Source organism: Marinospirillum insulare DSM 21763, from assembly GCF_000686905.1.
Taxonomy (GTDB): Bacteria; Pseudomonadota; Gammaproteobacteria; order Pseudomonadales; family Halomonadaceae; genus Marinospirillum; species Marinospirillum insulare.
In genome coordinates this window covers 13,507-29,678 of the sequence record NZ_JMLW01000016.1, presented here as the reverse complement: position 1 = coordinate 29,678, position 16,172 = coordinate 13,507, and the positions used below count along the sequence as shown (strand labels likewise).

The following is a 16,172-nucleotide window of genomic DNA, read 5'->3' as shown; positions in this document are numbered from 1 at the left end:
CTTTTTATTGATTAAAAAATTCGCTTCAGTGTAACAGCTGACATCAATAGCACAAAAAACAAGTTTTAGGAGCAAGTATGCAAACTCAACAAACGGCACTCAAGGAAGTTATTAACCGCTTACAAGCCCCCAAAGATGTTATGCATTTTGCTGAACATTTTTACAAATTTGCTGCACTTGAAGAGCTTACCAGCTGGTCAGAAGATATTTTCAATGGCGCTACCCTGTCTACCTGGAAGTTTTTACAAAGTTTTAATGGCGACACCCCAAAAATCAGGTTATTCAACCCTGATATAAACCTAGATGGCTGGCAGTCACCGCATACTTTTATTCAACTATTAAACACCGATATGCCGCTGTTAGTGGATTCATTACGCCTACTGATTAACCGCCGTCATTTAACGCTTCACTCACTACACAATGCAATTTTTGCTGTGCAACGTACTAGCGAAGGTGAACTAGAAATGTTCACAGCAGCGAATGAAGAAACCAGCCAGAAAACTGAATCGCTGATTTTAATTGAAATAGATGCCATTACCGATGAGCAAGAAAGAAATCAAATTCAAGAAGAGCTACTGACTGCACTAAATGAAGTTCGCTTAGCTGTTACCGATTTTACAGCCATGCAAAATCAAGCCTTAGCTATCAGCAAGCAACTAAAAGAAGCTGCAGAAGCACAAGTTCAACTAGGTGATGAGCTAGTTAGCCTAAGCGAAGCCAGTGAGTTTTTTAGCTGGATAGCAGACAAACACTTTATTTTTCTAGGTTATGATGAATACCGCCTAGAAGAAAAAGACCAGCAGCAACACCTCTGCAAACTAGCCGGTTCAGAATTAGGTTTACTCAAACTAGACGACAGCCTAACCAGCCCCTGCACACCCCTAAGTAGTATTACAACTGACCTACTCACCTTTGCCAAAGCCTCTAGGCTTGCTCGTGTACATCGGGCGGCTTTTCCAGATGAAATCATTGTTCAGACCTTTGATGCCAAGGGTAAAGTCATAGGGGAAAAGCGCTTTGTTGGGTTATACACTTCCGCTGTTTACAACAAAATTCCACAAGACATCCCTGTATTACGTAAAAAAGTAACCGGTGTCGTTAAAAGTATTGGAATGCAGCCGCGTAGCCATAATGGTCGTCAATTGCTGCAAATTTTAGATAGCTACCCAAGGGATGACCTTTTCCAAATAGGGTTAGAAGAACTGACCTCAACGGCACTGAGTATTTTTAACCTGCGTGAAGGACGCAAAACCCGTGTTTTTATTCGCCAAGATCAGCTAAGTAAACTTTATTCCGTATTGGTTTACCTGCCTAAAGATAGTTTTACTACCAGCCTACAGCTAAAAACACAAAAGCTGCTTAGCGAAGTATTAGAGGCAGAATTTGTTGATTTTTTTGTACATTTTTCTGCTTCAGCACTTTGCCGTATGCAGTTTATCTTTCACTACAACCAAGCAACGCCCCCTGAGTACGACCAAGCTGCTATTGAACAACAGGTGATTAATGTTGCTTCTTCTTGGGAAGACTCACTGCATACAGCTTTAAGCGAAGACCAAGGGGAAGCAGCTGCCTCACAACTGATGCGTCGCTATCACCAGGGTTTTTCTGCTGCCTATAGCGAAGACTTTACTCCACAACATGCGGTTAAAGACCTGGCCTTTTTAGAAGCGTTGAGTGATGAGCAGCCCTTAGCTATGAACCTTTACCGCCGTGCCGATAATAGCGAGCAGCTAGGTTTTAAAATCTTTCACCTAAACCAAAGGTTATGGTTGTCTGACATGCTGCCCGTGTTAGAAAACCTTGGTCTTAAAGTCATGGGTGAAGACCCCTACAAGGTCACCAGCAATGAAAAGATTAGCTGGATTCACGACTTCTCTTTAGACCTAGCGCTAGAAGAAAGCTCAGTTGTAGACTTAGAAGCCGTTAAAGAAAACTTCCAAACCGCTTTTTTACAAACTTGGCTAGGCAAGTCTGAAAGTGATACTTTTAACCGTCTTATTCTGGCAGCCCAATTAGACTGGCGCCAAGTGGCTATGCTGCGTGGTTATGCCCGTTATATGAAGCAAATTGGCACTCACTTTGCTCAAGACTTTATTGCTGCCACGCTGGTTAACCAAGCGTCTATTACACGCCTACTGATCGAGCTTTTTGAACTGCGCTTCAACCCAGACTTAACTGCTAACAAAACAGCTTCTACTACTTGCCTAGCTAAAATTGAAGCAGAGCTTGAAGGAGTTTCCAGCCTAAACGAAGACCAAATTCTGCGTCGTTATCTTGAGCTAATTCAGGCCACCCTAAGAACCAACTTCTACCAGCAAGATGATGCAGGCAAGCCTAAACCTGCCATTAGCTACAAGCTTAACCCTGGTGCTATTAGCAATATTCCACAGCCTGCACCCATGTTTGAAATATTTGTAAGCTCACCGCGTGTGGAGGGTGTTCACCTGCGTTACGGCCAAGCAGCAAGGGGCGGATTGCGCTGGTCTGATCGCCAAGAAGATTTCCGTACCGAAGTATTAGGGCTAGTAAAAGCCCAGCAGGTTAAGAATGCTGTCATAGTGCCAGTGGGTGCTAAAGGCGGTTTTATCTGCAAACAAATGCCGACCAACCCCAGCCGCGAAGATTTTATGGCAGAAGGCATTGCTTGTTATAAAACCTTTATTAGCTGCCTGTTAGATGTGACCGATAATCTAGTGAATGGCGAAGTGGTGCCACCCCAGCGCTTAGTTCGCCAAGATGGTGACGATACTTACCTAGTGGTTGCCGCCGATAAGGGCACAGCCACCTTTTCAGACATTGCCAATGGCTTAGCCGCTGATTATAACTTCTGGCTGGGCGATGCTTTTGCTTCGGGTGGCAGCGCTGGTTACGACCATAAAAAAATGGGCATTACCGCCAGCGGTGCCTGGGTGAATGTGCAACGTCACTTCCGCGAACTGGGCATTAATGTGCAAGAAGAAACCTTTAGCGTGATTGGCATAGGCGATATGGGCGGCGATGTGTTTGGTAATGGCATGTTGCAATCGGATAAAATTCTACTAACCGCTGCTTTTAACCACCTGCATATTTTTGTAGACCCCAACCCTGCTGACTCAGTGGCTAGTTTTAACGAGCGCCAGCGGTTATTCAACCTACCCCGTTCTAGCTGGGCAGACTATCAGCCAGATTTAATTTCAGCAGGTGGCGGTGTTTTCTCACGGGATGCTAAAAGCATAAAAATCAGCCCAGAAATGCAAACTCGTTTTGCCATTACACAAGACACCCTAACACCCACTGAATTAATTTCTGCTCTATTAAAAGCACCCGTTGATTTAATTTGGAATGGCGGCATAGGCACTTATGTTAAAGGAAGCGAAGAAAGCCATGCCAGCGTGGGTGATAAAGCTAACGATAACTTGCGTGTAGATGGAAACCAGCTGCGTTGCCGTGTTGTGGGCGAAGGCGGCAACTTAGGTTTTACTCAGCTAGGGCGTATTGATGCTGCTTTAACTGGTGTGAGTATTAATGCTGACTTTATTGATAATGCTGGCGGTGTGAACTGCTCTGACCATGAAGTAAACATTAAAATTCTTCTACAAGAAGTGATGCAGGCAGGCGACCTAACTTTAAAGCAGCGTAACGAACTTTTAGTTGAAATGACTGATGAGGTTTCTCGGTTAGTTTTGCGCGACAACTACACTCAAAGCCAAGCCCTAGCCATTGCTGAACAAACAAGCCGTAAAGACTTAACACCTTTTCAAAACCTAATTAATCAACTAGAAGCTGAAGGTAAGTTAAATCGTGAACTCGAGTTCCTTCCTAGCGAAGCACAGCTTGAAGCAAGAGCAGGTCAACAACTTGGCTTAACCCGCCCTGAGCTAGCCATAGTTTTAGCCTATGCTAAAGCCGATGTAAAACAGCAAATTTTAGATTCAGATCTGCCTGAAGACCCTTGGTTGGCTAAGGCAATGAAGCGAGCTTTCCCAGAAGTGCTGGTTGAACGCTACCCAACTCTGCTGGCTAATCACCGCTTAAAGCGTGAGCTAGTTGCGACCATGCTGGTTAATCAGCTGGTTGACCATTTAGGGATTACTTTTGTGCACCAGTTGCAAGCTACCAGCGAATTAAGCATTAGTGATACTATTCGTGGTTATGCTGCTAGCCGTGACATCTTTAACCTAGAAGCTACTTGGCAAGCCATTAATGACTTAGACTACCAAGTAGAAGCCAGCTTGCAGCTAGAACTAATGCAACAGCTAACCGTTGGTGTGGAAAAGTCTATAGGTTGGTTAGTGGCCGAGATGTTAACTAAAGAGGGCTTCACTAACAATGCGGAGCAAAGCATAAAAAACCTTAGCGCTAAGGATAAGGAAGCTTTAGAAAACCTTGCAGGAATTAACCAGCTTGAAGCTGCTTTGAGTAAGCTGCAAACCAGCAACGAGTAACTACTTTAGAAAAGAAACATGCCCAGTGTGTATTTGCGTTTGAATATTTCTGCAGCTGAGTGCTTGGATTTTTACAACAGCCAAGCACCTAATGTAAAAGCCCATACAGTGGATGGACGTAGTGTGATTTTTCCTCGCCGTGTTATTAAAGGCATGGTTGGCCATGAGGGTATCAGGGGCTTGTATAGAATGACCTATTCAGACACTGGGCAGTTTATTTCAATAGAGAGAGTGGCTAGTTAGGTGGCTGGGCTTGTTTGAGGGCTTAGTGGCTGATTGCCAACCCTAGTTGTTTATTTTGTTTAAAGGCTTAGTGGCTTGAAGGCTGCCCTATATCCCAACCCTAGTTGTTTATTTTGTTTAAAGTCTTAGTGGCTGGGTTTCTAAACCGCGTAGGCTAAAAAGAACAACTCGCAAGCAAGCTTGCTCAAACAGGTTCTTTTCGACGCCTAGCTTGGTAAGAAACCCAACGCCCCACGCCTAAGACACAAAATAAACAGATAGGCTTATTACAAACCTAACGTTAATAGGAAACTTAATACTCTTAACTTTTAAGCAGAAAGCAAAGGCTAGTAATTGATTTAAAGCTAAAACCCGCTTATAAAATCATAGTTATAAGATAGTTAAAATTTATAATTCAGCCCTAGCTGAAAATTCAATACACTAGTATCTTGCTTTAGAGTTACATTATCACCAAAAAATCTTATATATTCTATATCTTGCCACTTTATTTTCTTATAAAGAACACCAGCATCGATTTCAATTGAATCACTAACATGAAAAAGAACACCAGTACCTAACCTTAACCCAACACCTAAAATAGAGCTTTCGCTTAACTCTCCAAAGTACTCTTCATCGTAACTCCATGATGCAGAATCCATACCTACAGATAAATAAGGCTTTAATCTATTAACTTTAAAAAAAAGCAAATAGTCAATTTCAAATCCAAAGTTATCAATATCTAAGCCCTCACTATCTTTGCTTTCATAGTTTGAAAAATGCATTCCGCCTTTAATTCTTGAAAAATCATTTATTTCAGAACCCAGGTATAATGAAAATCCGCTAGAGTCCATATCTATATCATCAATACCATCTAAACTATGTGTAGCAGAACCATTCTGGATAGCTACCCCAAAAAAAGTGGTCTTATCTGCAAATACTACTGCTGAATTAAAAAGCAAAGCACTAAAAACAAATAAAAAAATACTTCTTTTCATTCTACTTTCCTTGAAAAAAGCCCACATTTAAAATGCAGGCAATAAAAATTAATTTAATTTTACTAAATGCTGCCTATCTTCCTCAACCACCTCATTAAAATCAAGAACTTCTAAACTGACATCAGTAATTTTTTTACCATTGTTAATAAAATCAACACTATATTCTTTTGGTAATTTCCACATAGCACCAGTTGCAGGATCAACTACTAAAATTCCTATTAGACCACCAAACAGTATGTTACCAACATACCAACCATCTAACTTAGCTTCCAGTGTTTCTTCTAATATTTTGTAACCTTCTTTTTTAAATACTAGCTTGTATTTAGCCGACTTAAAAAAACCTGCACCACTATCCAGAGTAACAGTCATTGGAGTTTTTCCAGAGTGTACCAAAACACCCTTCAAGTTAGTGATTTCAATTTCAGCATCACTTGGGTTTGACTTAAAAGATACCGGATAATCATTATCACTAACTATTGACGCGCAACCAGTTAAGATAAACATTAATGCAGCCACTACAACTAAAGGTTTAATAAAATTAAAGTTCATTTCAATTTCTTCCATGTTTTGGTTTGTTTTTGCTAAGAATTACTTAGCAAACAGATGCTAAGCATTCCTTAGTATAAATGCAATACGAAAGCTAAGAGTATCTGAGCCTTGTTTAGAGGTTCTACGATGTCTGAGTACAAGCTGGTTGCTAAAAGATTAAAAGAAGCAAGAATAGTCACTGGGCTATCCCAGCGTCGGCTTGGTATTGAAGCAGGCATAGATGAATTCTCTGCTAGTGCAAGGATGAACCAGTATGAAACGGGTAAGCATCAACCAGATTTATCGTCAGCAAAAAGAATTTGTGCTGTTTTAGGTGTTCCAGTTTCTTTCCTTTATTGCGTTGAAGATGATTTAGCTTTGTTAAACAAAGTTTTCTATAAGCTTAGCGCTGAAGATAAAGCCGCTTTACTAAAAATTGCTTCTAAATATTAACCCTATCTAGTTTTTTCTGACTTTACAGAACCTTAGCAGAGGCTTTGTGCAGTTGAGGCTTTGGCGTTGTGGAGTTAGGCAAAGCAGGGTGTTAATAAAAAATTCTGTTTGAGTAAGCTTGCTTACGAGTTAATTTTTTTAGCCCTGCTGCCTTACGAAACAGCCGAAACGAACCTAAACAAAGTACTGCCAAGGTTCACTAAATGCGAAAATACCGAAGCGAACCTAAACAAAGTACTGCTAAGGTTCACTAGATACGAAAATACCGAAGCGAAATAAGTGTCCAGTAGCATTTTTGTGCAGTTGATGATTCAGCGATGTGCAATCAGTAGGCCAGCCTTGCTATAAAACGCACTTTATAATAAGACCATACTTAGTATAAACCACACTTAGCAACAACCCTATGACTAGCCTAAACCCCTCTACATTACAAAAAACCTTCACAAATTCTTGATCGTAATGCGCCCCTGTATAAAAGGTACCTTTATCATCAGATAGACTTTAATACACGCCTAATCGGTATTAAGGTGCGCGTGGTGCGGAGAAAAGCACAATTTTATTGCAATATGCTAAATCGCTTAATTTAGCTGCTATCCAGGTTTTTGAACTGGCTTAAAAACCATCTTTAAGCACCTCTTCTATTGAAGTAGGAAGCGCCTGTTGTTTTGGTAGATTCTGAGTTAAGTCATAAAGGCGTTTAAGGTCATCTAAGCTTTGCCAAAGCAGTAATAATTGCCGAAAAGAAATTTGCCCGGTTAATTCAAACTTTTTAATCGTTGAAGCAGGCACACAGCTACGTTCCGCTAAAGCTGCACGCGAAAGTTTAGCTTCTTCACGTAAACCGCGTAAATGCGCAGCAAAAGCTTGCTGTACATCCATATCATCCAGCAGTAAAAAATTTACCATACCTAATCCAACCACCCAATCAACTTAGATACTAGAGTAGCTATTATAACCTAAAAAAGACTATTTTAGACATTATAGTATCCATGAAAACAATCAGCAGCCTTTAAATCACCTCTATAAATCGCCATGTGGCAAACAATAAGCTTAAATAAATAAAACTAGACTTAGCAATAGACTCATACCTGCACACCTATATTGCATACAACCAGCAAGATTGCTAATGTAGCTTTATTGAGCTACAAATAATTCACGAGGAACAAAAAATGACTTCAACCGCATTTGTTCGTGCAAGAATTGACGAAAAGTTAAAAAATGAAGCGGCATTAGTGCTGGCTGAAATGGGGTTAACTGTTTCAGACGTGGTGCGAATCGCCTTGACTAAAATAGCCAAGGAAAAAGCCTTACCCTTTGATATGCGAGTACCAAATACCAAAACAATAGAAACCTTGGAAAAAAGCAATAAAGGTGAAGACTTGCACCAAGCAAAGGATGCTGATGATTTGTTTGATCAGCTAGGTATTTAGCCGATGCGACAGCCACAATATTCCAGCCAGTTTAAGCGTGATGTTAAGCAAATGCAGAAACGTGGCAAGGATATGGAAAAACTTAAGACCTTATTGAGTTGACTTATTGATGGTAAGTCGCTGCCTTCAAACTACCTTGACCACCCTTTAAAAGGGCAGTGGAAAACATTCAGAGACTCACATATCGAACCAGATTACAAACTCCAATTAAGCTTTTTTGTGCAGTTGAGGCTTTGGCGTTGTGGAGTTAGGCAAAGCAGTGCGTTAATAAAAAACTCTGTTTGAGCAAGCTTGCTTGCGAGTTAATTTTTTTAGCCCTGCTGCCTTACGAAACAGCCAAAACGAACCTAAACAAAATGCTTAATGGAGTTAGTACTTTAAGTAGCTAGAAAAACTATTTAAAAGAAACCCATCGGGTTAGTGTCATAGCTCACCAGCATATTCTTAGTATTCTGGTAATGGCTTAACATCATCTTATGGTTTTCTCTACCCACGCCTGATTTTTTGTAACCACCAAAGGCGGCATGTGCTGGATACTGGTGATAGCAGTTAGTCCAAACACGGCCTGCTTGAATACCACGACCCATACGATAAGCACGGTTCATATCTCGCGTCCACAAGCCTGCACCCAAACCAAACTCAGTGTCATTGGCAATTTCCAAAGCTTCGGCTTCATCTTTAAAGGTGGTTACAGCAACGACTGGCCCAAAAATTTCTTCTTGGAAAACCCGCATTTTATTATCGCCTTTCAGCAGAGTGGGCTGAATGTAGTAACCTTGGCTAAATTCAGTTTCTAGCTCTGCCTTATCGCCGCCCATCAGCACTTGGGCACCTTCAGCCTTACCTATATCAAAGTAACCCATGATTTTATCAAATTGCTCTTGCGAAGCCTGAGCACCCACCATGACTTCAGTATCTAGCGGGTTGCCGCGTTTAATCTGCTGGCTACGCTCAATGACTAAAGCAATAAACTCATCATAAATATCTTCTTGAATTAGCAAGCGTGAAGGACAAGTACACACCTCACCTTGGTTAAAGAAGGCTAAAACCACCCCTTCCACACACTTACTTAAATAGCTGTCTTCAAAGTCCATTACGTCTTTAAAGAAGATATTTGGCGATTTACCACCCAATTCCACCGTAGAAGGAATAATGTTTTCCGCGGCACGTTGCATAATGTGCGAACCTACTGGAGTAGAGCCAGTAAAAGCAATTTTGGCAATGCGCTTATTGCTAGCTAAGGCTTCACCTGCTTCTGTACCAAAGCCATTCACCACATTTAAAACACCAGCGGGCAGCAGGTCTTCAATAATTTCAATGAACTTTAAAATCGACCAAGGGGTTTGTTCAGCCGGTTTTAGAATAATGCAGTTACCCGTTGCTAAGGCAGGAGCAAGCTTCCAAGTCGCCATTAATAGTGGGAAGTTCCAAGGAATAATTTGCCCTACTACACCTAAAGGTTCTTGGAAGTGATAAGCCACGGTATTGCCATCGACTTCGCTAATAGTACCTTCTTGGGCACGAATAACCCCAGCAAAATAACGGAAGTGATCGACCGCTAAAGGCACGTCAGCATTGAGCGTTTCTCTCACCGCTTTACCATTATCCCAAGTTTCAGCTATGGCCATAACTTCTAGGTTTTCTTCTAGCCGATCAGCTATTTTTAAAAGCAGGTTAGAACGCTCGGTTACAGACGTTTTACCCCAAGCATCTTTAGCAGCATGAGCTGCATCTAAAGCTACTTCTATGTCTTCTACTGAAGAACGCGCCACCTTACAAAACACCTCGCCCGTTACAGGTGAAATATTATCAAAGTATTCACCCTTCACTGGGGCTAGCCATTCACCACCAATAAAGTTTTCATATTGGGGCATTACATCAACCTTTGAACCAGGTTTACCAGGCTGAATATAAATCATAGTGTTGACCTCTTATTCTTTTATCATTGTTTTAAGCAAACACTCAGCAAAAAGCTGACCTAACTCAGCATAGTAGTAAACAGAAGTAATGCCAACACAAAAAATAACAGCCTACTTTGCTATTTCTAGGTAACGCAGCATAGAATATGCTTTAGCAATAAACGGATAGCTAAATAACTCATTTTTACGGGGCACTTCATGTATTCATTGGCAAGAAAACTTCTTTTTACTCTTTCAGGTGAAGCTGCACACCAAATAGCTTTAGAAAGCTTAGATGCCGCAGCAAGGTTGCGTTTAACCAAACCTTTTGTCAGTAAAAGATTGCAAGCACCTGTAAAAGTAATGGGGTTAGAGTTTCCTAATGCCGTTGGCCTAGCGGCAGGCCTAGATAAAAATGCCGACCATTTATTTGGCTTAGATAGTTTAGGTTTTGGATTTATTGAAGTAGGCACCGTTACGCCCCAGCCGCAACCAGGCAACCCTAAGCCACGTTTATTTCGCATTCCTGAACAAGAAGCCATTATCAATCGCATGGGTTTTAACAACAAAGGCTTAGACCACCTAGTGGCGCAAGTTAAGCAAAGCTCTATCCAGGGTTTATTGGGTATTAACCTAGGTAAAAACTTAACCACACCCGTTGAAGAAGCAGCGAGTGATTACTTACTTGGCCTAGAAGGTGTTTATCAATCTGCCGATTATGTCACGGTTAATATATCTTCACCTAACACCCCGGGCCTGCGTAACTTACAATACGGTGAAGCCTTAAAAGACTTATTACAGCCCTTAAAAGAAGCCCAGAAACGTTTAGCAGACCAGCACCAACGCTATGTGCCTTTGGTGGTGAAAGTAGCGCCCGATATGGATGAAGATGAACTGCAAAGTCTTGCCGCTTGCCTACGTCAGCTTAAGTTAGATGGTGTTATAGCCACTAATACCACCTTAGATAAATCAGCGGTAGAAGGTTTACGCTTTGGTGATGAAGCGGGTGGTTTATCGGGTCGCCCCTTAACCGAAAAGGCTAATGAAATTACGCACCAATTAGCCGATGCTTTAGAAGGTGACCTACCTATTATAGGTGTAGGGGGAATTTTCTCTGCTGAAGATGCAGTTGAACGTATTCAAGCAGGTGCTAGTTTAATTCAGCTTTACAGCGGCTTTATTTACCGTGGCCCTAGCCTTATTAATGAATGCGCGGAAGCTATCGCAAGTATAAAAACCAGCTAAAAAACTAACAATAAAAGGTAGTGTAGATGAGCAGCTTACTTCACAACGTCAACCAACGCACTCAGCTTGCCGGTGAGAACCGTTTAGAACTGCTGCTCTTTAGGCTACAAAATGGTCAGTTGTATGGTATTAACGTCTTTAAAGTTAAAAGAATCATTCCCTGCCCACCCATGACCCAACTGCCTTATCATCATCCTAATGTAGTGGGGGTAGCTAATACGGCTGAAGGCCCACTACCCATTCTTGATCTACTCAGTGCTATTCAATCTGGCAGGGTCAGCAACCCTAGCAAACAAAGCGTGATTGTGTGTGAATACAATCGCCGCCAGCAAGGCTTTTTGGTCGACAAAATAGAAAGCATAGTGAATATGCAATGGAGCGATATTTTATTGCCACCCAAAGGCATAGGCCATAGCCACTATTTAACTGCCATTACCCGCATAGATAACCAGCTAGTAGAAATTATTGATGTTGAAAAAGTTATTGCCGAAGTCACCCCCACCTCAGAAACCATGAGTAGCGAACTAACCGATGGCTTTGCAGAATTAAGTCAGTCAACCACCCCTCGTACGGTACTGGTTGTTGACGACTCAGTAGTAGCGCGCAATCAAATTAAACGCTGCCTTGCAGAGGTTCAGTTAGAGTCTGTATTGCTGAAAGATGGCAAACAAGCCTTAGAGCATTTGCAAGAACTAGTTAAAGATGGCAAAAAACTAAACGAAGAATACCTGATGGTTATTTCAGATATAGAAATGCCTGAAATGGATGGCTACACCTTCACCCGTAAAGTAAAAGAAGACCCTAGCTTAAAAGACATTTATATTTTGCTACACACGTCTTTATCGGGTGTCTTTAATAAAAGCATGGTTACCCGTGTTGGAGCAGATAACTTTATTGCTAAGTTTGATGCTGACGATCTAGCCCAAGCAGTGCTTGATCACTTCCGTAAACGCAGTTTACCTACCCCGCAATAAACCCTTCTTTTAAGTCGCATTCAGCATAAAAGATGCTATTTAATCGCATGATTAGCACAAACTTTATTAGCTTAAATTGATCTGCATCAATAGCACTCAAGCCAATAGCAAGTTAACTTTGATATAAGTCAGTCCTTTACAGTCTTCAATTTTTATTAGAAGGGTTATTGCTAAGGATAAGAACAAAAAAAATCAAGGAGCTACTGCATGCGCATTAACCAGCCCGTCACTAATAAAGAACATACCTTTGATAGCAACACTCAACTTATAACAACCACAGACCTACGAGGCATTATTACCTTTGCTAATGATGACTTTGTAAAAGTCTCAGGTTTTGCGCGAGATGAGCTAATCGGTCAAAACCACAACCTAATACGCCATCCAGATATGCCACCCGGTGCTTTTGAAAACTTATGGCAAACAGTGCAAGGTAAAAAATCTTGGAAGGGGCTAGTAAAAAACCGCTGTAAAAACGGTGATTTTTACTGGGTCGATGCCTATGTCACCCCCATTCAACGCGATGGCAAAATTGTAGAGTACCAGTCAGTAAGAACCCTTGCTTCCAAAGAAGCGATTGGTAGAGCAGAAAAGGTGTATGCAAGCTGGCTAAAAGGTAAGCTACCCAGCTTTTTACAAAGACCTAGGCTTTCGCTAACTAGCAAACTAATGTTAGCCGGACTTCTTCCAGCCAGCTTAGCAAGCCTTATTTTATTTTCACTAAATTTTAGTTGGTTGGCTTGCCTAACACCTCTGTTAGCAGGACTACTGACCACCGGCCTTACGCGTGTTCAGCTTTGTGGTTTAAAACAATTAGAAACCGCAGCCAGCAAAGTTAATTACAACCGTGTTATGACCTATATTTATACAGGCCGCCAAGATGAGCTAGGCACTATTTCTTTTGCACTCCGTACCCGCAGCTCAGAATTACGCGCTGTAGTTGCACGATTATTTAACAACAGCGGCTACTTACAACGCAGTAAAACTCGTTCAGATGAATGCTTAGAAGCCGCCTTTGGCTACATAAATCGCCAAGACAGCCGTGTTGCAGAAATTCAACAAGCCATGCAAACACAGCTTGCTAGTCTTGAACAGGTATTAGGTAGCACACAACGCACGGCAACCGCGGCCAATCAGTCACAAGTTGCAACCCAAGTTGGGCAGCAAAAAATTGAAGAAGTCAGCCAAGCCATAGCTCACCAGTCATCTGAGTTAGAAGCAGCCAAACAACAAGTAGCTAGTTTAGCAGCGAGTAGTGAGCAAATTGGTACCGTCATTGATGTTATTACCAATGTAGCCGAACAAACCAACCTGCTTGCACTTAATGCGGCTATAGAAGCAGCTAGAGCAGGTGAAGCAGGGCGCGGCTTTGCAGTAGTAGCCGATGAAGTGCGCGGCTTAGCACAGCGTACCCATGATTCAACCCTACAAGTACGCAGCATAATAGAGCAGCTTAGAGAAAATACTCACGCCTCAGTCGCTGCTATAGATAGAGGCGTAGTCGCTTCGCAGGCAACAGTAGAGCTAGCTGAAACCATGCGTGTTTCTCTTGAAGAAATTTTATTAGCCGTAGCAGAAATTAACCAGCTAGCAGCCGAAGTAGCTAACATGACCAATCATCAATCTGTGTTAAGCGAACAAACCAGCCAGCAGGTGACCGAGCTTTCAGAACTAGCCAAACATTCAGTAACCGCTGGCAAGGCAGCGGCTGACCAATCTAACAAGTTAGACATGCAAGTAGGCAACCTACATCTACTAGCCGCTAACTTTATTTTTAGTCTTAACAAACAAAGCAGTAGCTAGTTTAAACCTGGTAACGAATCTCAGTGATGATGAAGGGCTTCAACCCTTCTGTGGTGGGTAACTCAACTTCATCATCTAAACTTTTACCTAATAAGAGTCGTGAGCGGGGTGCATCAATACTGATTAAGTTAGTAGAGGCATCCGATTCATCTGGGCCAACAATACGAAAAGTTTCTTCTTCGCCTTCTTCATCTTCTAAGGTAACCCAAGCACCAAAAAATACCCGCTGCGTATCTGCTGGCATACGATCCACCACTTTTAGAACATCTAAACGCTGATCTAAAAAACGAATACGCGATAAAGTGCGATTTAACTCCCGCTTATTGTAGGTATAATCTGCATTTTCAGAGCGATCGCCTTGTGCCGCTGCTTCGCGCACCTTAACTGCTAATTCTGGGTGGCGTACTTGCCATAAAAAGTCACGAGTCGATTGCAGCCTTGCATGGCCTTCAGGGGTTATTAAGTTAGTTTTTTCTTCAGCACGAGGGTCAGTGGCAGGATCGCGCCAGCGTGACATATTTCGTCCTTTCATAATCAATACCACTTGATAAAACATTCATTCAATAAGGATTAGCCATGACTAACACAGCTTTTACTAAGGCTGATTATACACTGCTAGAAGAACAGACTGCCTACCAAGGTTTCTTTTCACTGGCTAAACTCCGGCTAAAGCACAAGCTATTTGCTGGTGGCTGGACGCCTAGTATTAACCGTGAACTTTTTATACGCGGCCAAGCCGTTGGTTTGCTAGCCTACGATCCCTGGCTAGACCAAGTGGTTATGGTAGAACAGTTTCGGGTTGGTGCTTTACAAGACCCCACTAGCCCTTGGTTACTCGAAGTGATTGCTGGCATGATAGAAGCAGGTGAAGAAGCTGAAGGTGTTGCTCACCGTGAAACACAAGAAGAAGCTGGCTTAACAATTTTACACTTAGAACACCTTTATACCTACTATTCCAGCCCAGGTGGAAGCGATGAACAAATTCTACTTTACCTAGGCATTGTTGATTCTAGCCAAGTTAAAGATGGCACCCTTTGCGGTTTAGCCACTGAAAATGAAGACCTAAGAGTAAGATTACTTTCCAGAGAAGCCGCATTAAAAGAAGCAACTCAAGGTAGAGCGGCCAATTCAATGAGCCTTATTGCTTTACAGTGGTTAGCTTTAAACCACCAGCAGCTAAAGAAGGCTTGGTCTAAACACCCAGCCCCAAAACCAGTCTAACCCTTAAAACAGCTATAAAATTGATGCTTAACCAAAAACAGCCAAATACTTTTCGCCTGGTGCAGCTAACTGATTTGCACCTGCTAGCCGGCCCTAAAGAAAAATACCGTGGTAAAAACACCCGCGCTAGCTTTTTGAAAAGCCTCAAACTAGCGGGCCGTCTTAATCCAGACCTTTTGTTATTAACAGGCGACCTAGCCGAAGACCAACAAGAAGCAACCTATACTTGGCTTTATCAACAACTCGAGGCAAGTGGACTAGCTTGGCAATGGCTGGCTGGCAACCATGACCAGCCTGCTGTAATGGCCAAATTTAGCCCTGTAAACTTTCATCAACAAACCCAAGATTGGCAGCTATTAGGGTTAAATAGTCACCTAGCTGGGGCAACCCAAGGCAGGTTAGACAAACAGCAGCTTAGGCTAATCGAACAAGCGTTAAACAATCCCAAGCCGTTACTTATTGCTTTACACCACCCACCAGTTGAGGTGGGTAGCCAGTGGAAAGATGCTTTGGCTTTACAGAATGCTGAGGATTTTTGGGAATTATTAAAAGATCAGCCACAAGCAAAATTGGTAGTGTTTGGGCATGTGCATCAAGCCTTTAGCTGTTATAAACACCACAGCCTTAACCTTGCCACGCCTGCAACATCAATTCAGTTTACAGCCAACACTAATAAGTTTTCAGTTAATGCCTCTGCACCTGCAGCCCTTAGACTTATCCGCTTAAAGCCAGAGGGCCAATTTTCTAGCCGTTTAATTCATTATGAATAATTCATTTGGTCTAAGTTAGTAGGCTAAAAGCCAAGCGGTTATCCACACCCGGAGTGGATAGGCATGTGGATAACTTTAGTACAAGTTTTTATGCGACCTAGCCAAGCTAGCTTACAGAGACTTGGTTAAATTATAACCAGCCTGCTGGCTACACAATTCTACACAAGGCTAGGCTAGAGGTGATAAAGTGAGCAGTTATAAAGCAATACCTA

Annotated in this window: 16 protein-coding genes; 11 read left to right on the top strand and 5 right to left on the bottom strand. The window is 42.1% G+C overall.

Features of this window, described 5'->3' with window-relative positions; genetic code table 11:
• Window positions 1–77 precede the first annotated feature (77 nt).
• Window positions 78–4,424 (top strand): NAD-glutamate dehydrogenase, encoded by a 4,347-nt coding sequence (locus BP27_RS15665; protein WP_051610454.1) that lies wholly within the window; start codon window positions 78–80, stop codon window positions 4,422–4,424.
• A gap of 18 nt (window positions 4,425–4,442) precedes the next feature.
• Window positions 4,443–4,667 (top strand): DUF2835 family protein, encoded by a 225-nt coding sequence (locus tag BP27_RS0107920; RefSeq protein ID WP_027851095.1) that lies wholly within the window; start codon window positions 4,443–4,445, stop codon window positions 4,665–4,667.
• A 380-nt stretch (window positions 4,668–5,047) separates the two neighbouring features.
• Here BP27_RS0107920 and BP27_RS0107915 read toward each other — a convergent pair whose 3' ends face one another.
• Entirely contained in the window at window positions 5,048–5,641 is a 594-nt protein-coding gene (locus tag BP27_RS0107915; protein WP_027851094.1) for an outer membrane beta-barrel protein, read from the bottom strand.
• Between the two features lie 48 nt (window positions 5,642–5,689).
• Window positions 5,690–6,205 carry a hypothetical protein gene (locus BP27_RS0107910; protein WP_051610453.1) on the bottom strand — a complete coding sequence of 172 codons (516 nt, stop codon included), beginning with the start codon at window positions 6,203–6,205 and terminating at the stop codon, window positions 5,690–5,692.
• 111 nt (window positions 6,206–6,316) lie between these two features.
• On the opposite strand from BP27_RS0107910, the gene BP27_RS0107905 reads away from it, so the two are divergent.
• Entirely contained in the window at window positions 6,317–6,622 is a 306-nt protein-coding gene (locus BP27_RS0107905) for a helix-turn-helix domain-containing protein (protein ID WP_036239770.1), read from the top strand.
• 612 nt (window positions 6,623–7,234) lie between these two features.
• On the opposite strand, the gene BP27_RS0107900 is transcribed toward BP27_RS0107905, so the two are convergent.
• Window positions 7,235–7,528, bottom strand: a complete 294-nt coding sequence (locus tag BP27_RS0107900) for a helix-turn-helix domain-containing protein (protein WP_027851091.1) — start codon at window positions 7,526–7,528, stop codon at window positions 7,235–7,237.
• A gap of 263 nt (window positions 7,529–7,791) precedes the next feature.
• Between BP27_RS0107900 and BP27_RS0107895 the strand changes: the two genes are divergently transcribed.
• From BP27_RS0107895 to BP27_RS17395, 3 genes are read left to right on the top strand one after another with little or no spacing between them, the layout of a single operon-like run.
• Window positions 7,792–8,052 (top strand): type II toxin-antitoxin system RelB/DinJ family antitoxin, encoded by a 261-nt coding sequence (locus tag BP27_RS0107895; RefSeq protein WP_027851090.1) that lies wholly within the window; start codon window positions 7,792–7,794, stop codon window positions 8,050–8,052.
• A gap of 3 nt (window positions 8,053–8,055) precedes the next feature.
• On the top strand, window positions 8,056–8,154 hold the full coding sequence (locus BP27_RS17400; RefSeq protein WP_245597826.1) for a type II toxin-antitoxin system YafQ family toxin: 99 nt from the start codon (window positions 8,056–8,058) through the stop codon (window positions 8,152–8,154).
• Window positions 8,155–8,157: 3 nt separating this feature from the next.
• Window positions 8,158–8,337, top strand: coding sequence for a type II toxin-antitoxin system mRNA interferase toxin, RelE/StbE family (locus tag BP27_RS17395; protein ID WP_342665796.1), 180 nt, complete (start codon window positions 8,158–8,160; stop codon window positions 8,335–8,337).
• Window positions 8,338–8,450: 113 nt separating this feature from the next.
• On the opposite strand, the gene exaC is transcribed toward BP27_RS17395, so the two are convergent.
• Complete coding sequence (gene exaC / locus BP27_RS0107880; RefSeq protein WP_027851089.1) at window positions 8,451–9,971, bottom strand: acetaldehyde dehydrogenase ExaC; 1,521 nt, start codon at window positions 9,969–9,971, stop codon at window positions 8,451–8,453.
• A 198-nt stretch (window positions 9,972–10,169) separates the two neighbouring features.
• Here exaC and BP27_RS0107875 point away from each other — a divergent pair, with 198 nt between their 5' ends.
• The 3 genes from BP27_RS0107875 to BP27_RS0107865 all read left to right on the top strand — a co-directional run bounded on the left by BP27_RS0107875 (window position 10,170) and on the right by BP27_RS0107865 (window position 13,969).
• A complete protein-coding gene (locus BP27_RS0107875; protein WP_027851088.1) occupies window positions 10,170–11,195 on the top strand; it encodes a quinone-dependent dihydroorotate dehydrogenase in 1,026 nt (341 codons plus the stop codon).
• Window positions 11,196–11,221: 26 nt separating this feature from the next.
• On the top strand, window positions 11,222–12,169 hold the full coding sequence (locus BP27_RS15655; protein ID WP_051610452.1) for a chemotaxis protein CheV: 948 nt from the start codon (window positions 11,222–11,224) through the stop codon (window positions 12,167–12,169).
• A gap of 207 nt (window positions 12,170–12,376) precedes the next feature.
• The gene (locus tag BP27_RS0107865) at window positions 12,377–13,969 is read left to right on the top strand and encodes a methyl-accepting chemotaxis protein (RefSeq protein WP_027851087.1); all 1,593 of its coding nucleotides are present in this window, start codon (window positions 12,377–12,379) and stop codon (window positions 13,967–13,969) included.
• Window position 13,970: 1 nt separating this feature from the next.
• Here BP27_RS0107865 and greB read toward each other — a convergent pair whose 3' ends face one another.
• Window positions 13,971–14,501 carry a transcription elongation factor GreB gene (gene greB, locus BP27_RS0107860; RefSeq protein WP_084324546.1) on the bottom strand — a complete coding sequence of 177 codons (531 nt, stop codon included), beginning with the start codon at window positions 14,499–14,501 and terminating at the stop codon, window positions 13,971–13,973.
• 44 nt (window positions 14,502–14,545) lie between these two features.
• On the opposite strand from greB, the gene BP27_RS0107855 reads away from it, so the two are divergent.
• Window positions 14,546–15,190, top strand: coding sequence for an NUDIX domain-containing protein (locus BP27_RS0107855; protein WP_027851085.1), 645 nt, complete (start codon window positions 14,546–14,548; stop codon window positions 15,188–15,190).
• Between the two features lie 23 nt (window positions 15,191–15,213).
• Window positions 15,214–15,960: a metallophosphoesterase gene (locus tag BP27_RS15650; RefSeq protein ID WP_051610451.1), complete on the top strand. Its 747-nt coding sequence runs from the start codon at window positions 15,214–15,216 to the stop codon at window positions 15,958–15,960.
• Window positions 15,961–16,172: the final 212 nt, after the last annotated feature.